Origin of the sequence: Acinetobacter sp. MF4640, assembly GCF_002018895.1 — a bacterium.
GTDB classification, from domain to species: Bacteria; Pseudomonadota; Gammaproteobacteria; order Pseudomonadales; family Moraxellaceae; genus Acinetobacter; species Acinetobacter johnsonii.
Genome location: NZ_MVOM01000059.1, coordinates 1 through 20,566 on the forward strand (window position 1 = coordinate 1; position 20,566 = coordinate 20,566).

Consider the following 20,566-nt stretch of genomic DNA (forward strand, 5'->3'; position numbering starts at 1 on the left):
TTGCCATGTCACTGAATACTCGTCCTAGAAAGGCGTTAGATTGGCTTACACCATTAGAGAAATTTGCTCAGCTTGTTGATTATCATAAGGCTTTTGAAACTGTCGCACCTCATGTTTGAATTCGCCGGGGTTTTAAATGGCTGAGGAAAAAATGGTAGAAGTCTTTATTCCTGCGCTGGTGACATTGCTTGTCAGGGCAGAAGAAATTGCTAAAAGGCCACTTTCAAAAGAAGAAATATTACGAATCCGAGATAATGCCACAGTTATTATGACTCCGTTGTCAGCTATGCCTGCTCTATTGAAGAGCCGTGGCTACTATGATCTTTATGCTCCTGAGGCATGGGAGCAATGGCAACTTTATCGTGAAGGTGAACTTGATCTAAGTGTTCCAGAAAATTAAAACAGATAAAGTACCCTTATCATTTGTCAAATTTCACGTCAAAACAAAGCCGCTATCAAAGCGGCTTTATCAAATAATTTGAATCAATCTAATTAGTCATCAAGCATCAAGTCTGGGCTCATCCCCACAGTATTGAAACCTGCATCGACATACATGATTTCACCCGTAATACCATTTGCCCAAGGTGAGCAAAGGAATAATGCAGCATTACCCACATCTTCAATGGTCACATTACGTTTAAGTGGTGAAATTTTTTCGTTTACGTCTAACATTTTGCGGAACGATTTAATACCAGATGCCGCCAAAGTACGGATTGGGCCTGCTGAAATCGCATTCACACGAATCCCTTCTGCACCTAAGCTTGAAGCCAAATAACGTACACCCGCTTCTAATGATGCCTTCGCCATACCCATCACGTTGTAGTTTGGCATCACACGCTCAGAACCTTGGTAAGTCAAGGTCAACAAGCACCCTTGACGAACTAAAAGTAATGGCTTCGCAGCACGCGCCATAGCAATAAAGCTATATGCACTGATGTCATGTGCCACTTTAAAACCATCACGATCAGTTACATCGGTAAAGTCACCATCCAATGTATGCGCAGGCGCAAAACCAATCGAATGCACCACACCGTCTAAACCATCCCAATGTTTTGCCAATTCAACAAAAGTTTGTTCAATTTCAGCATCGACAGCCACATCACATGGTAGAACAATCGTTGAGCCAAATTGTGCTGCAAATTCATCTACACGTTTTTTCAGTTTTTCATTTGGATAGGTAAACGCAAGTTCCGCGCCTTCACGGTGAAGTGCTTGAGCAATACCAAATGCGATTGATAATTTACTTGCAATACCTGCTACTAAAAAACGCTTTCCAGCCAATAGTCCTTGTGCCATGTGACTCTCACTCAAAATAATTTATCTGCATAATGCCAAGTTTAAGTTGAAACCGAAATTGCATAATGCGCCTTTTTTCAATTCATCAACATTCAATAACAAATACGCCCCGATGAAGGGGCGTATTTGTTAAAACCGTGGAACTTAGTCGTCACCACGCAGCATGCTGAGTAGACGCAGGAATGAATAGTACATCCACACCAGAGTCGCTAGTAGTGCAATACCACACAGCCACTCCATCGCTTTAGGAGCGTGTTGTGCCGCAGCACTTTCAATCAAATCAAAATCTAGAATTAAATTCAGTGATGCAATCACTGCAATAAAAGCGGCAAAACCTAGACCTAATAAGTTATTTTCAAATAAAAATGGAATGCTTGAACCAAAAGCCAAACGCATAACCATCTGCACCACAAACACAATCGCGATGGCAATCGATGCCGACATTACTACAGATTTGAATTTTTCAGTGGCACGAATAATTTGAAAACGATACAAACCAAACATTACTAAAGTCGTGACAAAAGTTGCCAAGAGCGCTTGTAAAGGCACACCCGGATATTTCAATTGGAAAATAACCGACACCCCACCTAAAAAAGCACCTTCAAACAAGGCATATGGAATGGCAAGGGTACGTGCGGTATTTGGTTTAAAAGTTGCAATCAGGCCTAAAATCAGACCACCAATCGCACCAACTAAGGTTGCAGCATATGCCAGCGAAATATTTAGGGTCATGAAACAGTATAAAAACAGTGCCATACCGACCACAGCCGCAATCACTGTAAGCAATACAGACTTCTGAATAGCACCTTGAACAGTCATCGGTTGACTATAGTCCGCATGTGTTTCCACGCGGTTCAAAATAGGGTTATTACTTTGCATAACTCAACTCTTTGTTATAATTTAATTAATTTACTTTATCATAAAGCGTGTTTTAAACTTGTATAGCAAAAAAGTGTTTCTTTTTTCTACACAAATACCCTCAGCTCTATTCTATTCGATTTCAATAAAAAAGAGGCTAGCGCCTCTTTCTTTACTACTTATTTATTCATAATAAAAAAGTATTCACGATAATACTTCAGTTCCGCAATCGAATCACGAATGTCATCCATCGCTAAGTGTGAAGCATTCTTTTTCAAACCACTCATAATTTCTGGACGCCAGCGTTTAGCCAACTCTTTTACCGAAGACACATCTAGATTACGATAATGGAAATATTGTTCCATTTCAGGCATTAAACGGTGTAAAAAACGGCGGTCTTGGCAAATTGAATTGCCACACATTGGTGAGCTTTTTGGATTGACCCATTTCTTTAGAAATTCTAAAGTTTGCTGCTCCGCATCTTGCGCAGTCAATTTACTGCGACGTACACGTTCAATTAAGCCTGATTGACCATGTTGGCGAGTGTTCCACTCATCCATTGCATTTAGCACACGGTCTGGCTGATGAACAGCAAGCACAGGCCCTTCAGCTAAAATATTTAAGTTATCATCCGTCACAATTGTAGCAACTTCAATAATTTGGTCATTATCAGTATCGAGACCTGTCATTTCAAGGTCAATCCAAATCAAACGCGTATCAGCGGTGCTGCTCATAAATGTGCAATCTTATTCGGCTTAAAAACGATGATAGTAGCAAATTAATTGCTTCGATGCTGTAACTGATACCCTGCTTCGTGCTATTTTTGCCATCTTGAATTCATGGTTTTTTAGGATATGAATGGCTTTAATTCGTAAACGTCGTTTAACTGAACAGCAACAACGTCGCATTCAGAAACAACAGCAAACACGTCAAGAAGATATCGACACTTCAAATGATTTAGAAGGCTTGGTGGTACAACACTACGGCCGTCAGCTTGAAGTGCAAGCCCTTACGACTCCAGATCCACATCCCATCAAACCAACGGTACAAGCAGGTGAACCTGAACCGTTTTGGAAACCGATTGAACTCGGCAGTATTTGGCGCTGTCATACACGCACCAACCTTGAACTACTGGTCACAGGTGATCGTGTCAAATGGCAAGCTGACCCAAATACAGGGCTCGGGATCATCAATGCCATACAGCCACGTCAGTCGCTACTGACTCGTCCAGACCGTTACCATAAAGTGAAACCTGTCGCGGCTAATATCAGTCTGATTGTGATTGTGTTTGCGCCACTGCCTGAGCCTGCACCAGGTCTGATTGACCGTTATTTGGTGGCCTGTGCCGATGCCAACATTCCAGCACTTTTGGTGCTGAACAAAACCGATTTGCTCAAAGACAATGATCCGATTTTAGCGTTGATTGCAGAATATCAAGCCTTAGGCTATGAAGTGATGCAAACACAAGCCGATGGTGATTTAACCGCACTGACTCAGCGTTTAAAAAATGAAACTGTGGCTTTTGTTGGCCAGTCTGGTGTTGGTAAAAGCACTTTAATTAATGCCATAGTGCCTGACGCTGCACAAAAAACCAATGTGATTTCTGAAAACTCAGCCTTAGGACAGCACACCACGACCTCTACCCGTTTGATTGGCTTTGGCGAAGGCGCCTCGCTGATTGACTCACCGGGAATTCGTGAGTTTGGTTTATGGCACTTAGATGCGGACAAAGTACAACGCGGCTTTCCTGAAATTGAAAACTTGTTGGGCTACTGTCAGTTCCGTAACTGCACCCATAAACATGAAAAACAATGTGCTTTACGCTTAGCTGCGGCAAATGGTGAAATTTTAACGCGCCGTTTAGACAGCTATTTACGTCTGATTGATGAAATTGCTGAAGCTCAGCAAAAAAATTAATTTTTATTCAACCTTAGCCCTTGAAGCGGTGATTTTGATCACCATATTTTATAAGCTATACTCTCTAGCAATTTTTGAATTGTAATTTAGGTGACTTGTGGAACGTTGGTTCGAGTTTATGGGGAATCACCCCTTCTTATTTGGAACACTTGCGGTATTGGTTGTTTTGTTTTTCGTACTTGAAGGACAACGCAATGGTCGCAAAATTTCACCACAATCTTTAGGCATTTTAGTGAAAGCTAAAAATGCCATGTTGATTGACTTACGTGATGCCAAAGATTTCCGTGAAGGTCATATCAGTGGAAGTCGCAACATTCCCTACAGCCAAATTACAAAACATGCTGAAGAGTTAAAAGCTGCAGATCGTCCACTCGTCTTCATCTGTAATTTAGGCCAAGTGGCAGGTACTGCTTTACAACAAGTTGCACATACTGACAGCTATCGTTTAGATGGCGGGATTAGCAACTGGAAGGCTCAAGGCTTACCACTGGTTAAAGCTAAATAATTTGCACAAGGAGAAACTCATGGCTCAAGTCACTATTTACTCAACGACTGTATGTCCATATTGCGTTCGCGCAAAGCAGCTCCTTGAGCGTAAAGGCGTCGAATATAAAGAAATTAATTTATCTAAAGAAGCGCCAGAAGTCCGCATTGAATTGATGCAACGCACCAATCACCGTACGGTTCCACAAATTTTTATTGATGACCAATTTATTGGTGGCTTTGATCAACTTTATGCTTTAGAGCGTGAAGGCAAACTCGACCAACTATTGGCATAATTAGCTCAGCATATTAAGGATTAGAAAATGAGTGAAGCTCAACCACAACTTGCTTTAGAACGTATTTACACAAAAGATATTTCTTTTGAAGTCCCTGGGGCGCAAGTTTTTACCAAAGAGTGGCAACCAGAGTTGAACATCAACTTGTCATCTTCTGCTGAAAAAGTTGATCCAACTCACTACGAAGTTTCACTTAAAGTGGTTGTACAAGCAAACAATGCAGGCGACACGGCATTTATTGTCGATGTTACTCAAGCGGGTATTTTCCTTGTAGATGGTGTTGAAGAAGAACGTCTTCCGTACATCTTAGGTGCATATTGCCCGAACATCTTGTTCCCATTCCTTCGTGAAGCGGTGAATGATATGGTGACTAAAGGCAGCTTCCCGCAATTGTTACTTACACCAATTAACTTTGATGCTGAGTTCGAAGCAAATATGCAGCGTGCTCAAGCAGCTGCTGTTGAAGGTCAAGCTTAAAACTTTAAGCTCTTCATACATAAAAAAGACCGCTTTTGCGGTCTTTTTTATTGTACTGAATTATTTAAATGCTTTATGACCTTGCTGCTTAATGGCCTCAAACTTGGCTGAACTTTGTTTGGCTTCCGCAAGTTTCCCAGCATGTACCAAATGTTGAGCATGTTCAATTTCTTGGGTTAATGCATCAAACTTTTGTTCATATTGTTTCACTTTAACACTGTCTTTTGGTTGTTTCACCAAAGTGTCAGGCTTGTTTTGTTTGGCAGTTGCCGCGGCTTTTTGCATTTCAGTTAATGCGGTATTCGCCTCTGTGGCGGTCTTGGCTTGAGCAAAAGCTTTTGAGTTCTTCGCCAAAGATTTCATCGCACCTTCTAGCACTTCCGACGCTTGTGCAAGTCCTGCCAAACATAAACCACTGCTCAACAGCACAACCTTTAATAATGTTTTCATTCTTATTCCTATGAGTTTGCAAAAAAATGCAGCCTAAGGCTGCATTGAATATCGCAAAAATTAAGACCGATGTAAATTAAAAATCATCATCACTTTCAGGGTCTCGATGTAAAGCATCATGAATCGCTTCAACCAACTGTAAAGCAATTTCTTGTTTCGACGCTTTTTCCAAATCGCGCTTTTCCATTTTATAACTTTCTGCAAAAAAGACTGTCATCGCATTTTCATCAGAAGCAAAACCAATATCAGGACGTGACACATCATTACAGGCAATCATATCGAGCTTTTTCGCCACCAATTTACCTGCGGCATATTCCTCGACATTACGTGTTTCTGCTGCAAAACCCACCATGAATGGGCGTTTATCTTGCTGTGCAATGGTCGCCACAATATCAGGGTTTTTGATTAAAGAAACATTGAGCTCGTCCCCTGCTTTCTTAATCTTATGCTCTGCGACTTCTGCAACACGATAGTCCGCAACAGCAGCGGTCGCGATAAACACATCACAGCCTTCATCCAACATTTGCATGCTGGTATCCAGCATTTTCATAGCCGACGAAACATTGATTCGGCGTACACCGTTTGGTGTGTCTAAGCTGACGGGACCTGCAATTAAAGTCACTTTGGCTCCTGCCGCATAACAGGCGGCAGCAATGGCAAAGCCCATTTTTCCAGTACTGTGGTTGGAAATATAACGTACAGGATCAATCGCTTCACGCGTTGGCCCAGCAGTAATGGTGACTTTTTTACCCGCCAACATCCCAAATTTTTCAGCCATGGCACGCTGCGCTTTATGGAAGTATTCTGTCACTTGATGTGCCAAATCCTCAGGCTCAGGCATACGGCCTAACCCGACATCACCACAAGCTTGTGCACCTGCATCTGGCATGATCACATGCACACCATCTTCCACCAAAGTCGCTAAATTACGCTGTGTCGCTTTTGCTGCCCACATTTGTTGGTTCATGGCTGGTGCGACCCATACAGGGGCTTTGGTGGCTAAATATAAAGTAGAAAGCAGGTCATCGGCTAAACCCGCAGCAAACTTTGCAATGGTGTTGCAACTGGCAGGCGCAACCAAAAGCAGGTCTGCCCAGCGTGCCAGCTCAATATGCCCCATGCCCGCTTCGGCTTCAGGGTCGAGAAGTTCTGTATGGACGGGGTTGCCCGACAAAGCTTGAAAAGTTAGCGGCGTAATAAAAGCCTGTGCACCTTCGGTCATCACCACACGGACTTGAAAACCCGCATCTTTTAAACGGCGAACCAAAATGGCACTTTTATAGGCTGCAATACCGCCCGTAACAGCTAAAAGGATATTTTTATTTGGAATTACACTGAGATCAAAGCTCACGAACAGGCTACCTTTCTGTTGCAGTGGCGCTCACAATAGCATTAAATAGTCTCGTACCCAATCATCGATTGGGCCCTGTTTCTCAGATTAAGAATAAAAAAGTATAAAATAATGCACTTATCCATAAAAAAATGGCCTGAACAAGAGCGGCCACGTGAACGCTTATTACAACAAGGGCCTGCCAGCCTCTCCGATGCAGAACTGCTTGCTATTTTCATCCGTTCGGGTTCAACGCAACATTCTGCGGTCGAATTGGCACGTCTTTTGTTGCAACATTTTGGTAGTCTGAATGCGGTTTTTGATGCTGAACTGCCCGAGCTCAGCCAATTTCACGGCATTGGTCCGACCAAGTATTCACAATTAATGGCCGTCAAAGAATTGGGGCGACGCTACAGTAGCCAGGAACTCAAGCAACAAAAGTTGGAACTCAATCATTCAGCTCAATTGCTCAAGTTTTTACAGTATGAATTTTCAGGCGAGAACCAAGAAGTCTTTGCGGTGCTCTGCTTGGATGCACATTTAAGAAAAATAAACTTTAAAAAGTTGTTCTTTGGTGCAGTCAATTCTTGTGAAATATCGATCAACCAATTGCTCCGTTATTGTATTGCTCAACATGCTACCTTTGTCGTGATTGCCCATAACCATCCGCTTGGAAAAGCTCAACCCTCCACGGCGGACATCGAACTGACCGAACGCATTCTTCAAGCCAGTCAACTCGTGGACATTCAACTGATTGATCATTTCATTTTATCGCCCGAAGGTGCTTTTTCTTTTGCTGAACACAGCCTGATCCAATCCGTTTAAATATGCAGACAAATGATTGACAAATACCGCGACAAATATGAAGATCAAGCAAAATTTTAAAAGAATTCTAATCACATGATTGTGCGTGATCAGCCCAGTATTTTTAAGGTGCTTTTTTCATGGCGTGGCACCATTCTTCCCAAAGTTTTACCTCCTTTGGGTGTGGTCATGTTGGTCTCTGCCATTATTGGCATTTTGTCCTATGTCGGCTATTTCCACTTCCCTGAACTGCCTTTGGTCGGCTTCACCCTCATTGGGGTGGTACTTTCTATTTTCCTCGGCTTTAAAAATAGTGCCTGCTATGACCGTTGGTGGGAAGCGCGGAAGTTATGGGGCATTTTAATTGCCAACTCGCGTCACTTTGACCGTGACTGTCGTATCTTGACCCAAGGTCGTCGTGAACGTGTGATTCAACATGTAATTGTCTTTGCCAATGTCTTACGCGACCGTTTACGCCATCAAACAGCCAATCCAACAGAACTGGTAGAAACTAGTGGCTTAAGTCAAAATGCACTGACTCAGCTGTATCAACAAGCCAATGCCCCGCAGTACACGCTCAGTTTGATTCAGTGGGAATTAATGCAGGCATTAAAAGAAGGTGAAATTAGCGACATTGTGTATGCACAGCTGAATCAGCATGTTGCTGACTTGAGTGTGGTACAAACTGGTTGTGACCGTATTGCGACAACGCCGCTACCTTTTGCCTACTCGGTATTACTCAATCGTACGGTGTATTTTTTCTGTCTCATTTTACCGTTTAGCTTAGGCTCAACCTTGGGTATTTTCACCCCGCTATTGGTTGGTGTGTTGGCCTATACTTTCTTAGGACTCGATGCTTTGAGTTCGGAAATTGAAGAACCTTTCGGAACACAAAGTAATGACTTGCCGCTGGACTCGATGGTACGTACCATCGAAATTGAACTGCTTGGGACTTTAGGTAAACCGACCCCTCCACCCATTCAAGCACAAGACAATAACTTACTCTAATCGAGCGCACCCTTACCTTCTCTTAGGCTAGATAGCTCTTGGAGAAGGTGGGAATGACCAGTACTCTTTAAACAAAACTTTCCCAAATCCCCACTTGTCCGTCTTTGACTCTGGGAATATTGCCCAACTTAATCCACGGCATATTGTCGCCATGAAAGTCACTCCCGACCGATACTTTTAAACCATGCTCGGCAATCATCCGATCCACCATTTGACGGGTAGATGTCGGTTCGACATTGGGCGGTAATTCAACTGCATCTCCACCAAACTGCGCAAATATTTCAATCAGATAACGAATGTTCGTAGCAGATAAATCATACCGTGTCGGATGCGCCAAGACTGCAAAACCACCACTGGCATGAATCACTTGAATGGTTTCTTCTAAGCCCAGCCCATCAAATTTCACGTAGGCTTTCTTGCCTTCCTTAATATATTTATCAAACGCTTGTTGCGCACGACTCACATACTTTTTTTCAACCAAGGTCTTGGCAATATGGGTTCGAGTCACACGGTCAGGCATCTGTTCAACTTTCGCTAAAACATCGAGATAAATATCTTCACCAATCAATGGAATCAACAAATCACAGATTTGCTTAGCACGTCGCGCACGGATTTGTTTTTGCTGTTCAAGGCATTTTTGCAGTGGTTCTAAGTCTTGCATATTCAATGCAACCACATGCACACCATAGTTTTTCTGGGTTGAGGGTCTCGACCACTGGCTCGAAATTTCTACACCCGAAATAATACGCATCGCATGCGACTTTGCAGCCAACTCTGCCAACGCGAGACCATCCATGGTGTCATGGTCTGTCAAAGCCAAGGTGTGGATGCCTTTTCCCGCTGCAGCATCAACCAATTGCTTCGGTGTGAAAGTACCATCAGAAATATTGCTGTGAGTATGTAAATCTACGCCTTCCATCACTTATACTAGCTATTTATTTGAACAGATTTAGATACTCTAACATGAAAGCACTTTTAGACTTTGTGCCGCTGATAATTTTCTTTTATTTATATAAAACTGTAGATCCTAAAAATACTGATCACCCATTGCTCCAATTGATTGGTTCTGCTGGGGGTGTCGATAATAATAATATTCTTGTAGCGACCACAGGTTTGATCATTTCGATGCTGGTGGTTTACGGCGCACTGTTCTTCATGCAAAAGTTCCGTTTAGACAAACAACAGTGGATTGTGTTGTTTATGACGGTTATTTTCGGCGGTGTCACCTTAATGCTGTCGGATGACTTTTACATCAAACTCAAAGCGGCCTTACTGAATATTATTTTCTCAGGCGCTTTCTTACTTTCTCCTTATTTTGGCAAAGAACGTAAACCGCTGATCAAACGCTTGTTCGGCCCAATCTTCAATTTATCCGACTCGGGTTGGATAAATTTAAACTTTGCATGGGCTGCTATGTTTGCCCTCATGTCTTTTTTACACGTATTTTTCGCATTTTTATTTATGGACGGAAAATATTGGGGAGAATTCACGGCTTTTGGTGACATGATCGTGATGTTTTCCTTTATCATTATTCAGTTTATTGTATTGCGTAAATACTTTAAATCTTCTGAAGAGTAATTTAGCCAGAACATACATCGAGAACTCTTATGCCGCTATTCGTCGTCACATGTACCGATCAAGAAGGTACAGTCGAAAAACGTCTTGCTACACGTCCAGAACATCTTGCTCGTTTACAAAAGCTCAATGATGAAGGTCGTTTAATTGTTGCAGGAGCGATGCCGAAAGATCCAAGCAATCCGCAAGCAGGCTTTTACGGCAGTACAATCATTGTTGATTTTGACTCACGTGAAGCACTCGATGTCTGGTTACAGGAAGAGCCATTCTTAAAAGCAGGGGTTTATCGTCAGATTGATGTTAAACCATTTAATAAAGCATTCCCTCAAGGATAAGGTCATGCGCGTTGTTGTCACAAGCTTATTGGGCTTATCTCTTCTTTCTTCTATGGCGTGGGCCGTTGAAACCGCTCCTGCCCCGAGTGTAGCCCCTGCTGTACCAGCAACGACTGCCGCACCTGTTCAAGTGCAAGGCAGTACAACTCAGCCGAAAATCATTCCTGCGGTGGCCACAGTTAGCCCAACAGGTCAACCACAAGAAGCCAAACCTCTCACCGCTGAACAACTTGCCAAAAACAAAGCATTGCAAGATGCCAAAGTCAAAGCACTGGTCAAAGACCAAGCTTCACGTCTTGCACAATTGGAAAAAGCCAATCTTGATGCTTTGGCGCAAAACCAAGAGCTACAACTCAAAAATGATAGCCTCGGTGTACAAGTTCAAGTCTTACAAAGCGAACGCAGTGCGCAAATGTTTCTCTACGGCGCGGCGACCATCGCTGTTGGCGTATTACTGGGCTTCTTAATTGCCAGTTACGTTTATACCAAACGTCGTCGTCAGTGGTAAGCTAAGCCCTATTGAAAACAATAGGGTGCTGTGGTTGTGTCGCGTGCAATTCAAACTGCCGATTTAGAGTGGCAACAGATTGATGGCATAGATGTGCCAGTCTCAAAACAATTTGGCGATGTCTATTTTTCCAAAGACAATGGCCTACTCGAAACTCGCCATGTGTTTTTAAATGGCAATGATTTACCTGAGCGTCTGTCCAATCTTCAGCCCTTTGAATATTTTAGTGTTGGTGAAACAGGCTTTGGCACAGGGCTCAACATCTTGGCGCTTTGGCAACTTTGGCAACAGGTTCGCCCAAATAACCACAGCCACCTTCATGCCATTTCAGTTGAGAAATTTCCGCTGTCTAAAACGGATCTAATACGCGCACTCAATGTCTGGCCTGAACTCAAACCGATCGCCGATCAACTGATCGCACAGTATCCGCATCCGATTGCAGGTTGTCATCGCCTGAGCTTCCCTGAGGAAGGTTTTAGCCTTGACCTTTGGTTAGGCGATGCTCAAGATGTTTTCCCCAGTATGGCAAAAACCAGTAGTGTTAATGCATGGTTCCTCGATGGTTTCGCGCCTGCCTGTAACCCAGACATATGGGAAGAGCAAGTGCTGAATCACATCGTTCGCTTATCTGGTATTGGAACGACATTTTCTTCATTTAGTGTCGCAGGCGTGCTCAAACGTGGTTTAACACAGCATGGTATTTCTATTTCACGTCCGCGTGGCTATAAGCATAAACGCGAAATGCTCAAAGCCATCTGGTTAGCTGCTGAGCCTGAAAATACATCAGACGCTGTAGATACCAAATCAGTATTAAATCAAAATCAACCTGATCAAGTACCACACGCTTTTAAACAACGCCAAATTGCTATCATTGGCGCAGGGATTGCAGGTTTAACTAGTGCATGGGCCTTTGCTGAGCGCGGACACCAAGTCACGCTCTACGACCAATCTGAGCCACTTGCAGGAGGTTCAGGCAATCCGCTGGCCTTACTCAACCCCAAACTTTGTCCGATTGAACAAAGTCATGAACATTTAATGACTTTGGCTTGGCAACATGCTTTACAGCACTATCCCAAGTTTCAGGCTTTTCGCCCCATTCAAGTACATCAACTGGCGCTGAAAAAAGCCGAAGACTTACTCGATCTCGAACAACAATACCCTGCGGGTCTTCTGACAGCCGAAACCGCTGCTGATTCTGCGTTAATCACTGAATATCCCAGTCTAAATTTAACCGAAGCCGGCGCTGTCTCACCACATCAACTCAAAGATCAAATCTTAGCGCATCCGCTCATTCAGTTCGTACAAGCCAACATTACTCAAATCCACCCAGAGCACAATGAACTTTTCAATGAACAAGCCCAATCTTTAGGTCAGTTTGATCATGTCATTGTGTGTTGTGCACGCCAGACGGCTGCTTTCTTTGAGCAATATCCTGTGCTGAAGCCCATTCGCGGACAAGTCAGTTGGGTGGAGAATACTGCACAACCTTTGGCCCTCGATCAAGCCTATAGCTATGGCGGCTACTGTATGCAGCTTGATGCTCAACAGTTCATTTTAGGTGCATCCTTCCATCCCAATCGGGACGACAGCGATGTTTTGCTTGAAGACCATGTGCGTAACTACGAGCTTATCCACAGTGTCTTTCCACATTATGCACAATCGCTTCCAGATGTGAGGACTTGGCAAGGCCGTGCATCCGTTCGCGCGCAAAGTTTGGACTATTTTCCAGTCCTTGGAAAAATGTCTGAACAGACTGAAATTTATAGCTTTGCTGGCTTGGGTTCTAAAGGCTTTTTGTTTGCCCCTTTATGTAGTGAAATTTTAGCGGCACAGATACTAAAAGAGGCCTGCCCTGTTCCTGAGTCATTGCTACAAAAGCTCAGTCCGACCCGATTCCAGAAAAAGCTCAAAGCTAAAAAGCCTTATTTTAAAGCGCAGTCTTAGTTCTGCTTATGACTCAAGTACAGCGTATGGCGCTATAAATAGAGAAATGTAAATTTCTAAGACATTAAAAAAGCGCCTTACGGCGCTTTTTTTGCTTCTGCTTAATTACTTTGTTCTAAGGCTAAACCAGCATCACGAGCAGCACGGGTACCCCCCATTAAAATCACATACTCACGCTCACTGTCAAAACCTTCGAGTAACTCTGCAGCACGTGGCGCTTTACTACCGCCACCACATAAAATGTAAATCGGTTGATCCGTCGACACTTGAGTAAGGCTCTGTGCTGAAAGTTCTGTGATTGGCTGATTAATCGCCCCTTTCACGTGTGCTTCAGCATAAGCACTTGAATCGCGTACATCCCAGATGATCGCATCCTCTGGGAACTCAAATGTTGTAATTTCTTGTTTACGGATCATTGCGCACTCCTTTGATGTAAACAACACTTGGCAAATGAAGAAAACATCCCTAGCATCTCAGATATTCTTTCCATTTGTAAAGGTTTAATCCATGCCATCTTTTGATATTGTTTCAGAATTAGAAATTTTTGAAGTAAATCATGCCGTTCAGAACACCCAAAAGGAAATCGCAACCCGTTTCGACTTCCGTGGTCAGGACGTTTCAATTGAACTCAATGAAAAAAACAAAGAAATCAAAATCTCAACTGAAAGTGATTTCCAGTGTGAACAAGTGTACACCATGTTAGAGAATCATTTCTTTAAGCGTAAAGTCGATATTCAAGCGCTTGATCCACAAAAAATGACTGCTTCAGGTAAAAATGTACTTCAAGTGGTGAAATTAAAAGACGGACTTGACTCAGATACCGCAAAAAAAATTAACAAGGCCATTAAAGAAAGCGGCATTAAAGTGCAATCTTCAATTCAAGGCGACAAAATTCGTGTGACTGATAAAAAGCGCGATACATTACAGCAAGTAATGACCTTTTTAAAAGAACAACAATTTGGTCTGCCTTTACAATTCAATAACTTTAAAGACTAATACTCTTGTTTGATCATTTGAGGTAACTATGCCAAAGGCCAATCGCTTATCAAAACTTGTAAAAACCACGTCACGCTTGCCGAAAGCGTTGCGTACGCGATTATGGAGTCAAGCTTTTGGTCGCATAGTTCCCATGGTCGGCAGTGCCAATATTCGTTATTTACAAGTCAGTCACAGCGAAGTCGTGGTCAAAATCGAAAATCACCGTGCCATGCAAAACCATATTGGTCAATTGCATGCCTGTGCCATGGCCTTAATTGCTGAAACGGCGACAGGTTTTGTAACAGGGATGAATGTGCCTGATCATTGCATCGTTCTGATTAAAAGCATGCACGTTGACTTTAAACGTCCGAGTAAAGGTGCCATGACAGCCACAGCCACCTTAACACCAGAACAACAGCAACTGATGCAAACCACCGCCAAGGGTGAAACTTTAGTTTCTGTGACAGTGATAGATGAATCGGGTGAAGCACCTGTTCAATGTGAAATGTTATGGGCATGGCTCGACAAAGCATCATTAAAAAAGTAAAAATGTAAATATAACTTACTGTTTGGTAAGTATAAAATTTACAACAATACGCTAAAGCTGCGACTAAAACTTACTATATCTTTGTTTCGACTCGGCTCAAAATCATGCTACATAATATGAATATTTGAGCTGACTTGATGAAAAAAAGACTAATTTTAACGACTGCCTTATTTTCTTTAGGGCTGATGGCCTGCCAACAGCACAATCCCGCCAATACATTGGTTTCAACAACGCCGAATCACCCTTCGACCTCTGCCCTGACCGAACAAAATAAAAAAATTGTAGTGGACTTTTATGAAGGGGTTTTTAGCAAACATCAGGTTCAAACCTATTCTGACCGCTATATTGGTATACAATACATTCAACATAATCCCTATGTTGCAGACGGCAAAGCGCCTTTTGTAAACTACTTCACCCAGTACTTTAAAGAACATCCAGATGCAAAAAACACCATCAAGCGTGTCGTAGCCGAAGGTGATTTGGTGGTGCTGCATGTACATTCCACTCAAAATGCACAAGATCGTGGTGAGGCCGTTGTCGATATTTTCCGCGTCGAACAAGGCAAAATTGTAGAACATTGGGATGTGATACAAAGCATTCCCGCGGAGTCCGCCAACCGCAATAGTATGTTTTAATCCATCGGACTGTATGGAATAACAATAAAAAAGCCAGTGATTACACTGGCTTTTTGCAGACTGAATCAAACCTTAGTTGGATTGGCTCGCAAGAAACTTTTCTTTAACATCCGCTGGAATCTGACGTTTATTGCCTTTGACATCAACCGCAACAAAGGTAAATACACCTTCAGTCACACGTACAGGTGGACGTGAACTGTCATGGCTATCCCACACTTCAATTTCCATCTGAATAGACGTATTGCCCACTTTTAACAGTTTGGTATAACAACTGATGACATCGCCAACTTTCACTGGAACTAAGAACGTCATCTGATTAATTGAAATCGTTGCACAGCGTCCCTTACTAAAACGTTCTGCGTGAATTGCACCCGCCAAATCCATTTGTGACACAATCCAACCACCAAAAACATCTCCACTCCAGTTGGTATCGGCTGGCATTGCAATTGTCTGAAGAGACAACATTCCTTCTGGTTTCACATGAATCTCTGACACGTTGACTCCAATTTGCGTTATGACTGGGCTTGCAACTGTTGATCTAACCATTGTTGCAATTGTGGCGCACGAAGCGCACCGCTTATTCTAGCAATTTCCGTGGTTTTATTCATTAAAACTAGGGTCGGAATGCTGCGTACGTTAAATGCACTGCTCAATCGCGGAGACTCTTCGGTATTAATTTTGGCAAAAATAACCTGCGAATTTTGCTTGGCCACTTCAGCAAAGTGCGGAGCCATCATTTTACATGGACCACACCACTCGGCCCATAAATCAATAAATACAGGCAAATCACTATGGCTAATGAACTGGCTAAAATTCTGCTCATTCAATTCAATCGGTGCCGCAGGTAACAGCGCTGCGTGGCATTGGCCACAGCTCGGATTAGCACTCAATTTCTCTTCAGGCACACGATTTTTGGCTAAACAAGTAGGACAGACGATAATCATTTAGTTGACTCCAATATGTTGATGTAAGAATTCTAATTGGGTCGAAATGGCTTTTTCAAACCAACTGGCATGATAAATATCAAAATGCTGCATCTCCCATTCATGATATTGAACAAAAGGGGCAATATTGGTCGCGGCTTCACGACTGGATTCAATCGGAATTAAACTATCATGCTTGGCGGCAATGAAAAGTACAGGAATATTAATTTGTCTGACATTTTGAATCGGACGATAACGAATTAAATTAAAAAAGAGTCGGGCAGGTATCTCCCCACTCCAATAATAATCAGGATTAATAATCGAACGATACCCCAAATAGGCATCTTGCGTCGGTAAAAAACATAACTCTCGTGGATCAACCACAGGTAAAGTGGTCGGGGACATCCCCACTTTTCCACCCATATAATCTTGGCTGGATAGTTTTAAGGCTTTGGGGAACTGTTGCAAAGGATATAACTTAGCACTGGCTGCCCCATCCACAAAAGGCACTTGCGCCATCACGGCCTGTACATTTTTGAACTCTGCCGCTATATCGAGCACATAACCACCACTGAGCGCCGTCCCCCACAACACGATCCGTCGACTATCGATCGACTTACGTTCTTTGAGGTGGTTAATCATGGTCCGCCAATCTTCAAGCTGCTTCTTAATCGAGACCAGTTCTCGTGGACGTCCGGTACTACCGCCCCAATAACGGTAGTCAAATAACACGACTGCATAACCCGCTTGTGCAAAACGTTGTGCAAATTGGATCAGTTTGAATTGGCGAAGCCCAGCCAAACCATGGGCCATCAAAATCACTGCTGGCTTTTCTTCGGTTTTCGGACGATAGAAATCCGCAGCAATGACCTCTTGGCCACTTTTGACATATAGCGGTTCAACGGTATAGGCGTGCATACCTGCTCCATTGCGTTATTTTATGGTTGTAATCGCTTATAAATATTTCAACAGCATAGGCTGAACTTTCAGCTTAATGCTATCATAAAGCATATCTCGATTAGTTTAATTTTGGAGTGACAGCATGAGCGAAAATGTAGGCTTTGCAGGTCAAATTGGCCCAGAACATTTGGTTCAAGTGGTTGAAAAAGGGTTTAAATCTGTGATCAATAACCGTCCAGATATGGAAGGTGGCCCAGAACAACCAACCAGCGCTCAAATTGAAGAAGCAGCACGTGTTGCAGGCCTCGATTATGTCTATCAACCTGTGGTTGCAGGGCAAATCACAGAAATGGATGTACGCACTTTTGCTAATCATTTCAATGAGCTACCAAAACCTGTTTTAATGTTCTGCCGTACAGGCAATCGCTCAAACAACTTATACCAACTAGCGAAGCAAATGGACCTGTTAGATGACTAAACGGTTGTTTAAAAGTGTTATCTGCACTGCTCTAATTTTAACGAGCAGTGCATTATGGGCGACAACGAACAACCTGAGTCAAGCACTCAGCCCACAGCTCAGCGTTTCAGGGGAAATGACCCAAGACAAGTTTCAACAGTTGATAAAACAAGGTTTTAAGTCGGTCATTGTCAACCGACCAGATCAAGAACAAGGTAATACCGTTCGCGTTGATCAACTACGTAATATTGCGGAACAGTCCAAAGTCAGCGTAATTTACCAACCGGTTACCAGCAGTAAAATTTCTGAAACAGACGTGGTCGAATTTGCTAAATATTATAATGAATTGCCCAAGCCTATTTTAATGGTCTGTAAGAGTGGTGCTCGCTCTAGTCTGCTGTTCAATCAGGCAAAACAACGAGGATTACTCCATGAATAAACTGTTGCTGCTTTTACTCTGCTGTACCTTAATGACAGCATGTAGTTCAATGAATGTACGTCCTACCGTTGGGGTAAGCGTTGGTACTGGCTTATAAGTCAAATGAAAGTAAAGACGGCATCTAGTGCCGTTTTTTACAAAATATAATCATCTACAGCCCTGAATATGTTAACTATAGAGTATGTCTCGCTTAGATAAACGTTTGCTTATGTATGATCTGATTATTATTGGGGCTGGAACTGCGGGTATCGCAGCCTACCAACAAGCCGTGAAGTCCACACAAAATCTATTAATCATTAATGATGGGTCATGGGACACCACCTGTGCACGTGTCGGCTGCATGCCGTCAAAAGTGCTAATTTCTACAGCAAATCGCATGCATGATATTCAACATGCGGATCGTGTGGGATTGCAAGTAGAGTCAAAAATAGACCGCAGTCAGGTCATGCAACACGTACAAAAACTCCGTGATCGCTTTACTCATAGTACCCTTAAAACCGTAGAGAGCTGGCCTGAGTCCCATAAAATTCAGGGCCGTGCTCGCTTTCTCGATTCAAAAACAGTCGAAGTTAATGGGCAACATTACCAAGCCAAAAGCTTTATTTTAGCTGTAGGCTCCACCCCTAGCTTTGACCCAGCATGGAAGGATGAACTTGGTGATCGACTCATCACCTCCGATCAAATCTTTGAACTCAATGCTTTACCCAAATCTTTAGCGGTGATTGGGAGCGGCGTCATCGCGATTGAACTTGCGCAAGCCATGCAACGACTTGGCGTCAATACCACAGTCTTTGCACGTAGTCGTAAAGTCGGCGTTCTGACCAGTCCTAAATTGCAGCAGTTGGCACAAACAGAAATTAGCGCTGAACTTGAGATCAAATTTGAGGTTTTACCTACAGAAGTAAATTATACAAACGATCAAGTCGAACTTAGTTTTACTGAAAATGGTCAGCCTAAAACACTTAACATCGATTATTTACTGGTCGCTACTGGACGAAGCAGCCTTTTAAATACCCTTCAACTCAAAAATATCGACACCTCATTCACAGACTTAAAACATTTACCTGTTGATCCTGAGACCAAACAACTCGCCGACTATCCGATTTTTATCATTGGCGATGCACATACCGAAACTCCATTACAACATGAAGCCGCTCACGAAGGTAAGGTCTCAGTCAAAAATGCATTGAACTTTCCCACTATAGAATCATGTAAGACCCTAACGCCCTTAGGCATCGTTTTTAGTAGCCCAGAAATGGCAATGGTTGGACAAAACTTTAAGCAACTACAAAGTGCACCTATCGATTTTGTAATCGGCGAAGTATCTTATGCTAAACAAGGACGTGCATTGGTTCTGGGTAAGAACCATGGAGCCATTGAGGTCTATGTGGATAACACCAGCCGAAAACTAATTGGTGCTGAATTACTCACAGAGTCTACTGAACATTTGGCCCATTTACTGGCATGGATGATTGCAGAACAACTGACCGTCGATGAAATTTTAGAAAAACCGTTTTATCACCCGACCCTTGAAGAAGGTTTAAGAACGGCATTAAAACATGCACGCCGGCAGCTTAATACCTAAGCTGCGAAATTCATGATTCATATTCTTTTAATAAGGTTTTCTGTGTGCAATTAAACGATTTCATCAACGCTGTGTAGCAAGCTATAAACTATTCGCTGCATGCGTTGATTTAATTACAAGACACACGCTTAATAGATTTTCGGTAAAGTTCTTATTTTAGTGCGTAACTTAACGAATCTAAAACATATTAATACCCGTAATAAACCATGTGTTGTAATACATAAGTCAGTAATTCCCGATCCATTTTCGCTTCAGCAATAGCTATTCCCTTCAAATAATTGTTTACTTGGCAAATAATTCCATCATATTCTTGCTTTTGTTTAGAGAATAAATTTATTAAGATTATAGAAAGCATGCCAACAAAACAAGTTAAAGCACATCAAGAAAACTTAAAAGATGCTCTATAATCTCTTGTAAATAAGACATAAAAGCCAGCAAATACTGGCTTTTTAGCATTTAGACCCTTATAGATAGCTTATTTTCGGCTCTTTTCATCTGTTTACTTCTTCTTATTTTTCCCTATTAAATTTTAAAGGCTATGTTTTAGCCGCGTCTTCTTATTCTTCCCTAGTATTTCAGCATAAAAAAATCCCCCTAACTATTAAGTTAGGGGGATTTAGAATTAATGAGCTGGCGATGACTTACTCTCACATGGATAACTCCACACTACCATCAGCGCTAAGAGGTTTCACTTCTGAGTTCGGGAAGGGATCAGGTGGTTCACTCTTGCTATTGTCGCCAGCACAACTGTTTATGACTATTCGTTGGGTCTTATTTACACATTGTGTATGCCTAACTTTCATCAAATGAGTTATTAACAG

The 20,566-nt window shown here is 42.6% G+C and carries 27 protein-coding genes, 1 rRNA gene and 1 pseudogene; 18 read left to right on the forward strand and 11 right to left on the reverse strand.

Annotated features, from left to right (window positions below):
• Nucleotides 1-119: pseudogene (locus tag MF4640_RS19120) on the forward strand (IS30 family transposase); the annotation flags it as partial.
• 17 nt (nucleotides 120-136) lie between these two features.
• The gene (locus tag MF4640_RS15910; protein ID WP_078390218.1) at nucleotides 137-400 is read left to right on the forward strand and encodes a hypothetical protein; all 264 of its coding nucleotides are present in this window, start codon (nucleotides 137-139) and stop codon (nucleotides 398-400) included.
• 92 nt (nucleotides 401-492) lie between these two features.
• Here MF4640_RS15910 and MF4640_RS15915 read toward each other — a convergent pair whose 3' ends face one another.
• The 3 genes from MF4640_RS15915 to orn all read right to left on the reverse strand — a co-directional run bounded on the left by MF4640_RS15915 (nucleotide 493) and on the right by orn (nucleotide 2,888).
• Nucleotides 493-1,296 carry an enoyl-ACP reductase gene (locus MF4640_RS15915; protein ID WP_004697637.1) on the reverse strand — a complete coding sequence of 268 codons (804 nt, stop codon included), beginning with the start codon at nucleotides 1,294-1,296 and terminating at the stop codon, nucleotides 493-495.
• A 144-nt stretch (nucleotides 1,297-1,440) separates the two neighbouring features.
• Nucleotides 1,441-2,175, reverse strand: coding sequence for a Bax inhibitor-1/YccA family membrane protein (locus MF4640_RS15920; protein ID WP_078390219.1), 735 nt, complete (start codon nucleotides 2,173-2,175; stop codon nucleotides 1,441-1,443).
• A 158-nt stretch (nucleotides 2,176-2,333) separates the two neighbouring features.
• Complete coding sequence (orn, locus tag MF4640_RS15925; protein ID WP_004697635.1) at nucleotides 2,334-2,888, reverse strand: oligoribonuclease; 555 nt, start codon at nucleotides 2,886-2,888, stop codon at nucleotides 2,334-2,336.
• A gap of 124 nt (nucleotides 2,889-3,012) precedes the next feature.
• Between orn and rsgA the strand changes: the two genes are divergently transcribed.
• The 4 genes from rsgA (at nucleotide 3,013) to secB (ending at nucleotide 5,327) form a co-directional block, all read left to right on the forward strand.
• The gene (gene rsgA / locus MF4640_RS15930; RefSeq protein WP_004983468.1) at nucleotides 3,013-4,071 is read left to right on the forward strand and encodes a ribosome small subunit-dependent GTPase A; all 1,059 of its coding nucleotides are present in this window, start codon (nucleotides 3,013-3,015) and stop codon (nucleotides 4,069-4,071) included.
• Between the two features lie 97 nt (nucleotides 4,072-4,168).
• The gene (locus MF4640_RS15935) at nucleotides 4,169-4,576 is read left to right on the forward strand and encodes a rhodanese-like domain-containing protein (RefSeq protein WP_004697633.1); all 408 of its coding nucleotides are present in this window, start codon (nucleotides 4,169-4,171) and stop codon (nucleotides 4,574-4,576) included.
• A gap of 19 nt (nucleotides 4,577-4,595) precedes the next feature.
• Nucleotides 4,596-4,850, forward strand: a complete 255-nt coding sequence (grxC, locus tag MF4640_RS15940; RefSeq protein WP_004697632.1) for a glutaredoxin 3 — start codon at nucleotides 4,596-4,598, stop codon at nucleotides 4,848-4,850.
• Between the two features lie 27 nt (nucleotides 4,851-4,877).
• Nucleotides 4,878-5,327 carry a protein-export chaperone SecB gene (gene secB, locus MF4640_RS15945; RefSeq protein WP_004697631.1) on the forward strand — a complete coding sequence of 150 codons (450 nt, stop codon included), beginning with the start codon at nucleotides 4,878-4,880 and terminating at the stop codon, nucleotides 5,325-5,327.
• A 60-nt stretch (nucleotides 5,328-5,387) separates the two neighbouring features.
• Here the strand turns inward: secB and MF4640_RS15950 are convergent, their stop codons facing one another.
• Together MF4640_RS15950 and coaBC are read right to left on the reverse strand one after the other, a co-directional pair.
• The gene (locus MF4640_RS15950) at nucleotides 5,388-5,777 is read right to left on the reverse strand and encodes a cytochrome b562 (RefSeq protein WP_078390220.1); all 390 of its coding nucleotides are present in this window, start codon (nucleotides 5,775-5,777) and stop codon (nucleotides 5,388-5,390) included.
• A 76-nt stretch (nucleotides 5,778-5,853) separates the two neighbouring features.
• Nucleotides 5,854-7,128, reverse strand: coding sequence for a bifunctional phosphopantothenoylcysteine decarboxylase/phosphopantothenate--cysteine ligase CoaBC (gene coaBC, locus MF4640_RS15955; RefSeq protein WP_078390221.1), 1,275 nt, complete (start codon nucleotides 7,126-7,128; stop codon nucleotides 5,854-5,856).
• Between the two features lie 111 nt (nucleotides 7,129-7,239).
• Between coaBC and radC the strand changes: the two genes are divergently transcribed.
• A complete protein-coding gene (gene radC, locus MF4640_RS15960) occupies nucleotides 7,240-7,932 on the forward strand; it encodes a RadC family protein (RefSeq protein WP_078390222.1) in 693 nt (230 codons plus the stop codon).
• 75 nt (nucleotides 7,933-8,007) lie between these two features.
• On the forward strand, nucleotides 8,008-8,919 hold the full coding sequence (locus MF4640_RS15965) for a bestrophin family protein (protein WP_004983451.1): 912 nt from the start codon (nucleotides 8,008-8,010) through the stop codon (nucleotides 8,917-8,919).
• Nucleotides 8,920-8,986: 67 nt separating this feature from the next.
• Here the strand turns inward: MF4640_RS15965 and MF4640_RS15970 are convergent, their stop codons facing one another.
• Nucleotides 8,987-9,838 carry a PHP domain-containing protein gene (locus MF4640_RS15970; RefSeq protein ID WP_078390223.1) on the reverse strand — a complete coding sequence of 284 codons (852 nt, stop codon included), beginning with the start codon at nucleotides 9,836-9,838 and terminating at the stop codon, nucleotides 8,987-8,989.
• A 44-nt stretch (nucleotides 9,839-9,882) separates the two neighbouring features.
• Between MF4640_RS15970 and MF4640_RS15975 the strand changes: the two genes are divergently transcribed.
• The 4 genes from MF4640_RS15975 to mnmC are packed head-to-tail and all read left to right on the forward strand — an operon-like array spanning nucleotide 9,883 to nucleotide 13,281.
• On the forward strand, nucleotides 9,883-10,497 hold the full coding sequence (locus MF4640_RS15975) for a septation protein IspZ (RefSeq protein ID WP_078390224.1): 615 nt from the start codon (nucleotides 9,883-9,885) through the stop codon (nucleotides 10,495-10,497).
• Between the two features lie 29 nt (nucleotides 10,498-10,526).
• Nucleotides 10,527-10,829, forward strand: coding sequence for a YciI family protein (locus MF4640_RS15980; protein WP_004697623.1), 303 nt, complete (start codon nucleotides 10,527-10,529; stop codon nucleotides 10,827-10,829).
• 4 nt (nucleotides 10,830-10,833) lie between these two features.
• Complete coding sequence (locus MF4640_RS15985) at nucleotides 10,834-11,337, forward strand: hypothetical protein (protein ID WP_078390225.1); 504 nt, start codon at nucleotides 10,834-10,836, stop codon at nucleotides 11,335-11,337.
• A 30-nt stretch (nucleotides 11,338-11,367) separates the two neighbouring features.
• Nucleotides 11,368-13,281, forward strand: coding sequence for an FAD-dependent 5-carboxymethylaminomethyl-2-thiouridine(34) oxidoreductase MnmC (mnmC, locus tag MF4640_RS15990; protein ID WP_413772700.1), 1,914 nt, complete (start codon nucleotides 11,368-11,370; stop codon nucleotides 13,279-13,281).
• A gap of 101 nt (nucleotides 13,282-13,382) precedes the next feature.
• On the opposite strand, the gene MF4640_RS15995 is transcribed toward mnmC, so the two are convergent.
• Nucleotides 13,383-13,697, reverse strand: a complete 315-nt coding sequence (locus MF4640_RS15995) for a rhodanese-like domain-containing protein (protein ID WP_004697620.1) — start codon at nucleotides 13,695-13,697, stop codon at nucleotides 13,383-13,385.
• Between the two features lie 91 nt (nucleotides 13,698-13,788).
• On the opposite strand from MF4640_RS15995, the gene MF4640_RS16000 reads away from it, so the two are divergent.
• The 3 genes from MF4640_RS16000 (at nucleotide 13,789) to MF4640_RS16010 (ending at nucleotide 15,441) form a co-directional block, all read left to right on the forward strand.
• Nucleotides 13,789-14,277, forward strand: coding sequence for a YajQ family cyclic di-GMP-binding protein (locus MF4640_RS16000; RefSeq protein WP_004697619.1), 489 nt, complete (start codon nucleotides 13,789-13,791; stop codon nucleotides 14,275-14,277).
• A gap of 28 nt (nucleotides 14,278-14,305) precedes the next feature.
• Nucleotides 14,306-14,806 carry a DUF4442 domain-containing protein gene (locus tag MF4640_RS16005; RefSeq protein ID WP_005401734.1) on the forward strand — a complete coding sequence of 167 codons (501 nt, stop codon included), beginning with the start codon at nucleotides 14,306-14,308 and terminating at the stop codon, nucleotides 14,804-14,806.
• 137 nt (nucleotides 14,807-14,943) lie between these two features.
• Nucleotides 14,944-15,441, forward strand: a complete 498-nt coding sequence (locus tag MF4640_RS16010; RefSeq protein ID WP_005401735.1) for an ester cyclase — start codon at nucleotides 14,944-14,946, stop codon at nucleotides 15,439-15,441.
• A 72-nt stretch (nucleotides 15,442-15,513) separates the two neighbouring features.
• Here the strand turns inward: MF4640_RS16010 and MF4640_RS16015 are convergent, their stop codons facing one another.
• Genes MF4640_RS16015 through MF4640_RS16025 form a run of 3 tightly spaced genes read right to left on the reverse strand, consistent with a single transcriptional unit; the run spans nucleotide 15,514 to nucleotide 17,282 of the window.
• Nucleotides 15,514-15,936 (reverse strand): acyl-CoA thioesterase, encoded by a 423-nt coding sequence (locus MF4640_RS16015; protein WP_004697616.1) that lies wholly within the window; start codon nucleotides 15,934-15,936, stop codon nucleotides 15,514-15,516.
• 17 nt (nucleotides 15,937-15,953) lie between these two features.
• Complete coding sequence (gene trxC, locus MF4640_RS16020) at nucleotides 15,954-16,385, reverse strand: thioredoxin TrxC (RefSeq protein WP_078390227.1); 432 nt, start codon at nucleotides 16,383-16,385, stop codon at nucleotides 15,954-15,956.
• A complete protein-coding gene (locus tag MF4640_RS16025) occupies nucleotides 16,386-17,282 on the reverse strand; it encodes an alpha/beta hydrolase (protein WP_004983429.1) in 897 nt (298 codons plus the stop codon).
• A gap of 124 nt (nucleotides 17,283-17,406) precedes the next feature.
• On the opposite strand from MF4640_RS16025, the gene MF4640_RS16030 reads away from it, so the two are divergent.
• From MF4640_RS16030 to MF4640_RS16040, 3 genes are all read left to right on the forward strand, one after another.
• Nucleotides 17,407-17,742 carry a TIGR01244 family sulfur transferase gene (locus MF4640_RS16030; RefSeq protein WP_005401736.1) on the forward strand — a complete coding sequence of 112 codons (336 nt, stop codon included), beginning with the start codon at nucleotides 17,407-17,409 and terminating at the stop codon, nucleotides 17,740-17,742.
• Nucleotides 17,735-18,160, forward strand: a complete 426-nt coding sequence (locus MF4640_RS16035; protein WP_078390228.1) for a beta-lactamase hydrolase domain-containing protein — start codon at nucleotides 17,735-17,737, stop codon at nucleotides 18,158-18,160. Before MF4640_RS16030 ends, MF4640_RS16035 begins: the two co-directional genes overlap by 8 nt.
• A 208-nt stretch (nucleotides 18,161-18,368) precedes the next feature.
• Nucleotides 18,369-19,745, forward strand: coding sequence for a dihydrolipoyl dehydrogenase (locus tag MF4640_RS16040; RefSeq protein ID WP_171263908.1), 1,377 nt, complete (start codon nucleotides 18,369-18,371; stop codon nucleotides 19,743-19,745).
• A gap of 628 nt (nucleotides 19,746-20,373) precedes the next feature.
• On the opposite strand, the gene rrf is transcribed toward MF4640_RS16040, so the two are convergent.
• Nucleotides 20,374-20,488 (reverse strand): 5S ribosomal RNA (gene rrf / locus MF4640_RS16045).
• Nucleotides 20,489-20,566 lie beyond the last annotated feature (78 nt).

Bases quoted from the DNA above. Each gene is read 5' to 3' on its own strand.
- MF4640_RS15910 (WP_078390218.1), top strand. From the start codon at position 137: ATGGCTGAGGAAAAAATGGTAGAAGTCTTTATTCCTGCGCTGGTGACA.
- MF4640_RS15915 (WP_004697637.1), bottom strand. From the start codon at position 1,296: ATGGCACAAGGACTATTGGCTGGAAAGCGTTTTTTAGTAGCAGGTATT.
- MF4640_RS15920 (WP_078390219.1), bottom strand. From the start codon at position 2,175: ATGCAAAGTAATAACCCTATTTTGAACCGCGTGGAAACACATGCGGAC.
- orn (WP_004697635.1), bottom strand. From the start codon at position 2,888: ATGAGCAGCACCGCTGATACGCGTTTGATTTGGATTGACCTTGAAATG.
- rsgA (WP_004983468.1), top strand. From the start codon at position 3,013: ATGGCTTTAATTCGTAAACGTCGTTTAACTGAACAGCAACAACGTCGC.
- grxC (WP_004697632.1), top strand. From the start codon at position 4,596: ATGGCTCAAGTCACTATTTACTCAACGACTGTATGTCCATATTGCGTT.
- secB (WP_004697631.1), top strand. From the start codon at position 4,878: ATGAGTGAAGCTCAACCACAACTTGCTTTAGAACGTATTTACACAAAA.
- MF4640_RS15950 (WP_078390220.1), bottom strand. From the start codon at position 5,777: ATGAAAACATTATTAAAGGTTGTGCTGTTGAGCAGTGGTTTATGTTTG.
- radC (WP_078390222.1), top strand. From the start codon at position 7,240: ATGCACTTATCCATAAAAAAATGGCCTGAACAAGAGCGGCCACGTGAA.
- MF4640_RS15965 (WP_004983451.1), top strand. From the start codon at position 8,008: ATGATTGTGCGTGATCAGCCCAGTATTTTTAAGGTGCTTTTTTCATGG.
- MF4640_RS15970 (WP_078390223.1), bottom strand. From the start codon at position 9,838: ATGGAAGGCGTAGATTTACATACTCACAGCAATATTTCTGATGGTACT.
- MF4640_RS15975 (WP_078390224.1), top strand. From the start codon at position 9,883: ATGAAAGCACTTTTAGACTTTGTGCCGCTGATAATTTTCTTTTATTTA.
- MF4640_RS15980 (WP_004697623.1), top strand. From the start codon at position 10,527: ATGCCGCTATTCGTCGTCACATGTACCGATCAAGAAGGTACAGTCGAA.
- MF4640_RS15985 (WP_078390225.1), top strand. From the start codon at position 10,834: ATGCGCGTTGTTGTCACAAGCTTATTGGGCTTATCTCTTCTTTCTTCT.
- MF4640_RS15995 (WP_004697620.1), bottom strand. From the start codon at position 13,697: ATGATCCGTAAACAAGAAATTACAACATTTGAGTTCCCAGAGGATGCG.
- MF4640_RS16000 (WP_004697619.1), top strand. From the start codon at position 13,789: ATGCCATCTTTTGATATTGTTTCAGAATTAGAAATTTTTGAAGTAAAT.
- MF4640_RS16005 (WP_005401734.1), top strand. From the start codon at position 14,306: ATGCCAAAGGCCAATCGCTTATCAAAACTTGTAAAAACCACGTCACGC.
- MF4640_RS16010 (WP_005401735.1), top strand. From the start codon at position 14,944: ATGAAAAAAAGACTAATTTTAACGACTGCCTTATTTTCTTTAGGGCTG.
- trxC (WP_078390227.1), bottom strand. From the start codon at position 16,385: ATGATTATCGTCTGTCCTACTTGTTTAGCCAAAAATCGTGTGCCTGAA.
- MF4640_RS16025 (WP_004983429.1), bottom strand. From the start codon at position 17,282: ATGCACGCCTATACCGTTGAACCGCTATATGTCAAAAGTGGCCAAGAG.
- MF4640_RS16030 (WP_005401736.1), top strand. From the start codon at position 17,407: ATGAGCGAAAATGTAGGCTTTGCAGGTCAAATTGGCCCAGAACATTTG.
- MF4640_RS16035 (WP_078390228.1), top strand. From the start codon at position 17,735: ATGACTAAACGGTTGTTTAAAAGTGTTATCTGCACTGCTCTAATTTTA.
- MF4640_RS16040 (WP_171263908.1), top strand. From the start codon at position 18,369: ATGTATGATCTGATTATTATTGGGGCTGGAACTGCGGGTATCGCAGCC.